Origin of the sequence: Actinopolyspora mortivallis, from assembly GCF_003001495.1 — a bacterium.
GTDB lineage: Bacteria > Actinomycetota > Actinomycetes > Mycobacteriales > Pseudonocardiaceae > Actinopolyspora > Actinopolyspora mortivallis_A.
Genome location: NZ_PVSR01000072.1, coordinates 1 through 5,235 on the forward strand (window position 1 = coordinate 1; position 5,235 = coordinate 5,235).

Genomic DNA, 5,235 nt, shown 5'->3' on the forward strand with positions numbered 1-5,235 from the left:
GGGTTTCCCGTCGCCGTGGGTGCGGGGCCGTTGGCGGCCAGTCTCCCCCACCGGTCAAGGGCGTGGGGTCAGCACTCGCGGCCGGTGGCGTGCCTGCCTGTGGGGGCGGCGTCGGTGTCCTCGACGGGGGTGACGGTGAGTTCGTCGTCGCTGTCGGTGTCGACGTGCAGGCCCAGCGGCTGGGGGGTCCCGGTCAGCAGGACGGCGATTCTGGTGTGCAGCTCGCGTTCGACGGTGCGTCTCAGGTGGCGGGCGCCGAAGTGGGGGTGGTGTCCGCGCCGGGTGAGCCAGTGCACGGCGGAGTCGGTGACGTGCAGCTGGACGCCGTGTTCGCGGAGCCGCTCTCGGGTGGTGGTGATCAGGTGCAGGGTGATGCGGGCGAGTTCGTCGGTGCCCAGCGGGGCGAACGGCACGATCTCGTCGACACGGTTGAGGAACTCGGGGCGGAAGTGGGCGGCCAGTTCCTCGGTGGGCTCGTCGGGTTCGGAGCCGGGTTCGGACAGGGCTCGTTGGGCGCCGATGTTGGAGGTCATGACCACCACGGTGTTGGTGAAGTCGACCGTGGCGCCCGCCGAGTCGGTCAGGCGTCCGGCGTCGAGCACCTGCAACAGGGTGTTGAGGATGTCGGGGTGGGCCTTTTCGATCTCGTCGAGCAGCAGCACCGAGTAGGGGTGTCTGCGGACGCTGTCGGTGAGTTGACCCGCCTCGTCGTGTCCCAGGTAGCCGGGGGGTGCTCCGAGCAGGCGGGATACGGTGTGTTTCTCCTGGAACTCCCCCATGTCGAAACGCAGGGGGCGGCTGGTCTCGCCGAACAGGGCGCGGGTGAGGGCGTGGGCGAGTTCGGTCTTGCCGACGCCGGTGGGCCCGGTGAACAGGAAGCTGCACAGGGGGCGGTTCGGGTCGGCCAGCCCGGTTCTGGCGCGGCGGACGGCGTCGGCGACGGTGCGGGTGGCGTGGGGTTGGCCGACCACGTGGGTGGACAGCCGGGTGTGGAGCTGCTGCAGGCGGGTGCGTTCGTGGGTGTCCAGCTCGGTGACGGGGATGCCGGTGCGGGTGGCGACGATCTCGGCGACGGTGTCGGCGTCGACCCGGGGGGTGGGCTCGTGCTCGTGGTGCACGCGCAGGTGGGCACAGGCGTGGTCGAGCACGTCGACGGCCTTGTCGGGCAGGAAACGGTCGGCGATGTAGCGCTCGGACAGTTCGGCGGCCTTGTGCAGAGCACGGTCGGTGATGCGGAGCTGGTGGTGGTTCTGCAGGGTGGTGCGGAGTCCGCGCAGGATGCGTACCGTCTCGGCGACGGTCGGTTCGGGCACGTGGACGGGGTGGAACCGGCGTTCCAGGGCGGGGTCCTTCTCGATGTGCCTGCGGTACTCCTCGGTGGTGGTGGCCCCGATCAGGGGCAGGTGGCCGCGGGCCAGGGCCGGTTTGAGGACGGTGGCGGCGTCGAGACCGTCGGCGGCGCCGGCTCCGGTCAGCAGGTGGATCTCGTCGATGAACACGAGCAGTTCCGTGCGGTGTTCGGTGATCTCGCGGAGCAGTTCCCCGAGGCGGTGTTCGAGGTCGCCGCGGTTGTGGGTGCCGGCGACCAGGGTGGTGACGTCCAGTGCGACCAGTTTCCGGTCGGCGAGGGTGCGTGGTGCCTGCCCGGTGCGGAGGCGGTGGGCGAGTCCCTCCACGAGGGCGGTTTTGCCGACGCCGGGTTCTCCGACCAGCACGGGGGTGTTCTTGCCGTGGCGGGCCAGTATCTCCGCGATCCGGTCGAGTTGTTCCTCGCGACCCACCAGCGGGGTGGTGGCGGTGCGGGTGAGGTCCAGGCCGAACCGTTCCAACCAGGGTGTGGAGTTCTCGGGGGCCTCGGAGGGGGCGTGTTCGCCCTGTTCGATGGCCCGGGCCAGGGCGCGGCCGGCGGCCGAGTCGGCGTCGGTGGCCACGCCCAGCAGCAGGTGGCGTGGGGCCAGGCTGGCCGTTCCCTCGTGGCGGGCCTGTCGGTAGGAGCCCAGCAGGGCCTGGCGTGCGGCGGTGGTCAGCCAGGGCTGGTCGGGGCCGGCGGCGGCTTCGTGGGCGCCTGCCAGGGTGCGCAGGCTGCGGGCCAGCCGGTCGACGGCCACGCCGGTTTCCCGCAGCATCCGCGCGGTGGGTTCGGTCTGGGTCAGTGCCCACAGCAGGTGCGTGTCGTCGAGGGCGCTGCTGCCCCAGTCACGGGCGGCGTGCACGGCGGTGGACAGCACGGTGCGGGCCTGCTCGTCGAGCAGGCCCGTGGCCGGTGGGGTGCTCTCGGCGTGGGTGTGGCGGGCGCTGAGCAGTTCGTCGAGCAGGGATTCGACGCCCGGTGACGGGTCGGTGGTTCTGCCGCCAGGCACGTGGGCACTCTCCATCCGGGCAACGGGGTCGCGACGACGTGGCACCACACTACCTGTCGTCCATTATGGACGATTCTGGTCGTGGGCGTGCCGGGTGGTGCCCGGTCAGCGGGTCGGGGTGGCGAGCAGTTCGCGCACCCTGTCGTCGGTGACGGGGCTGAAGTCGCGGTACCACTGCCCCACCGCGGAGAAATCCGCCGGGCGGCGGGGGCACACCACCAGGTCGGCCTCCCGTCGCAGGGCGGTGAGCCCGTCGGGGGCACCGACCGGCACGGCCAGCACGACCCGTGCCGGACCGACGCCGCGCACCCGCCGGATCGCCGCGCGGGCGGTGGCTCCGGTGGCCAGCCCGTCGTCGACGACGATCACATCCCGGCCAGCCAGCTCCGGCAGCGGGTCCTGTCCGTACTGGTGTTCCTGTTGCCGGGCCCGGTGACGTTCCCGTTCGCACTGCTGGTGAAGCCGGTCCTCGTCGAGGTCGAAGGCCCGCAGCAGCCGGTGGTCGTAGACGGGTGGGCCGTCGGCGGCCACCGCCCCCAACGCCAGTTCCGGCTGGCCGGGGGCTCCGATCTTGCGGGCCACCCCGGCCCGCACCGGAGCGCCGAGCGCGGCGGCCACCTCCACCGCCACCGGCACCCCTCCCCGCGCCAGCCCCAGCACCACCGGGGCGCGCAGGGAATGACGGGACAGTTCCTCGGCCAGGACACGTCCGGCGTGGATACGGTCGCGGAACATCTCGTGCCCGTGCCCGGCGTGGTGGTTGCCCATGGTCGGTCTCCCGCCTGGCTCGGCTGTTCGAGGTCCGGCGCGGACGTCCCGGCGGCGCGGGGCGGGTGGGGCCGCCGCCGTGCCCGAGGACCCCTGCCGGCGTTTCCCGACAGGAGTGCACGTGGACACGACCGGCCTCACCAGGGGGATACCCGCCCGGGGCGCGGAGGAAACGGCCGTCGGCTCACTCGCGGAAGGCGCCGACGCGCAGGGTGCGGAGTCGGTTGAGCGCCGCGGCGAGTTCGAAACGGCGAGGTACGGCGAAGTCGCCGACATAGCGGTCGTCGACGGCGTGGACGCCACGTTTGGTCACCTCGGCGTCGAAGGCGTCCAGCACCTCGCGGACGGTGCGCCGCCCGTCGAGCAGTCCCGAACGGGCGCAGTTCACCAGGGCCAGGCCGATGCCGGTCACCTGGGCGGGGTCGACCAGCTGCTCGACGGCCCGCAGTTCCACGGTGGTCTGCCCCAGGGTGAGGGCGTCGGTGCCGCGGGACCGCACTTTCGGGCGATCGGTGTCGATCGACCGGGGGTCGGGAACCCGCGAACGGATGTCGGGAAAGGTGTCCGCCTCGCGGTGTCTCCCGGTGGGGGTGCTGGCCAGGCCGCGGGCGCGGTCGGTGACCTCGTAGCAGCGGTAGGAGTCCAGCATCAGCACCCGGTCGGCGACGTCCATGTAGTCCCCGGATCCGCCCATGACCATCACCGTGGAGACCCGGTGCCGGTCGTAGAGCGGGCGGATCAGGTCCAGGAACGGGGTCAGCGGCTCGGAGTCCTTGGCGACCAGTTCCTGCATCCGCGCGTCGCGGATCATCAGGTTGGTGGCGGCGGTGTCCTCGTCCAACAGCAGCGCTTTCGAGCCGGCCTCGACGGCTTCGACGATCGAGGCTGCCTGCGAGGTGGAGCCCGAGGCGTTGTCGGTGGAGAAGTCGCTGGTGTCCGTGCCGGTGGGCAGGTGGCTGACGAAGGGGCTGACGTCCACGCGGTTGACCCGCCTGCCGTCCTCGGCGCGGACCTTGACGGTGTCCTCCCGGCAGACCACCAGTTCCCGCCCGTCGCCGGGCACGTGGTCGTAGATGCCGTGTTCCAGGGCACGCAGCAGGGTGGACTTGCCGTGGAACCCGCCGCCGACGATGAGGCTGATGCCCTCGGCGATGCCCATACCGGACACCCTCCCCCGGTTGGGGAGGTCGAACTCGGTGCGCAGTGACTCCGGAGAGGAGAACGGCACCGCCTGCTGCAACGGGCGGTCGTCGATGCCGCTGCGGCGGGGAAGGATCGCCCCGTCGGCCACGAACGCCACCAGGTTCCGTTCGGGAAGCTGCCGCCGCAGCGCGTCGGTGTCCTCGATCGAGTCGACGAACTCCCGCACCCGCTGCTGGTCGGCGGTGTGCCAGCGCAGCCCCTGTTCGACCGCGTCGGGAAGATCGCGGCACAGGGCCTGTTCGGCCTGTTTGCCGTCGATGCTGCGTCCCCGGCCGGGCATGTCGATGCCCAGCCGCAGGACCACGGTCCCGTCGACGATCTGGCACGAGCTGCGGTCCAGCACCTGTTGGCGTCCCGCGTCCACGCTCAACCGGCTGTCGCGCAGCCTGCGGTGCACCGCGCGCACCAACGCCCCGGCCAGTCCGCGCGCCCGCACCGGGTTCGACCACAGGTCGGAGGGGAAACCGGCGTGCTCGGCGTCGACGCGCACCTCGCAGCGGCTGGCGGGCGCGTACGGGTCGGGCTGGACCTTCTGCACCTCCAGGGTGAAGCCGTCGAAGGCCCAGTTGCCACTCAGCGACTTGTAGCGCCCGTAGCTGGCCCCGTGCATCGAGCGCAGTTGGTCACGCAGCCCCTCGGCGGTCCGTTTGGCCGGTGGTGTCGGGGCACGACCACCCCTGTTGTTGTTCGTTCGTTGTGCCATCCCCCGATGGGTACCCGAGCCGACCGTGAATATCCAATCGTGGGTCCCCCGGCGCGTGCTGCACGTGACACACCGCGCATGCCGGTAGCGTCCTCCGGGAAACCGCGGAAACACACTGCGTGACCAACCGCTGGGCATCGTGCGTCCCCCGACCGCGAGGAGGCATGGCATCGTGCGCACCCCCGAGCCCCCGTTCCGTCG

3 protein-coding genes are annotated in these 5,235 nt (G+C 71.8%); all 3 read right to left on the reverse strand.

Going from position 1 to position 5,235, the window contains the following annotated elements; all coding sequences use genetic code 11:
- Positions 1–68: 68 nt before the first annotated feature.
- The 3 genes from CEP50_RS20800 to CEP50_RS19555 all read right to left on the reverse strand — a co-directional run bounded on the left by CEP50_RS20800 (position 69) and on the right by CEP50_RS19555 (position 5,034).
- Positions 69–2,360, reverse strand: a complete 2,292-nt coding sequence (locus CEP50_RS20800) for an AAA family ATPase (RefSeq protein ID WP_106115381.1) — start codon at positions 2,358–2,360, stop codon at positions 69–71.
- 105 nt (positions 2,361–2,465) lie between these two features.
- Positions 2,466–3,128 (reverse strand): phosphoribosyltransferase, encoded by a 663-nt coding sequence (locus CEP50_RS19550; RefSeq protein ID WP_106115382.1) that lies wholly within the window; start codon positions 3,126–3,128, stop codon positions 2,466–2,468.
- Positions 3,129–3,312: 184 nt separating this feature from the next.
- The gene (locus CEP50_RS19555) at positions 3,313–5,034 is read right to left on the reverse strand and encodes an ABC-ATPase domain-containing protein (RefSeq protein WP_106115383.1); all 1,722 of its coding nucleotides are present in this window, start codon (positions 5,032–5,034) and stop codon (positions 3,313–3,315) included.
- Positions 5,035–5,235 lie beyond the last annotated feature (201 nt).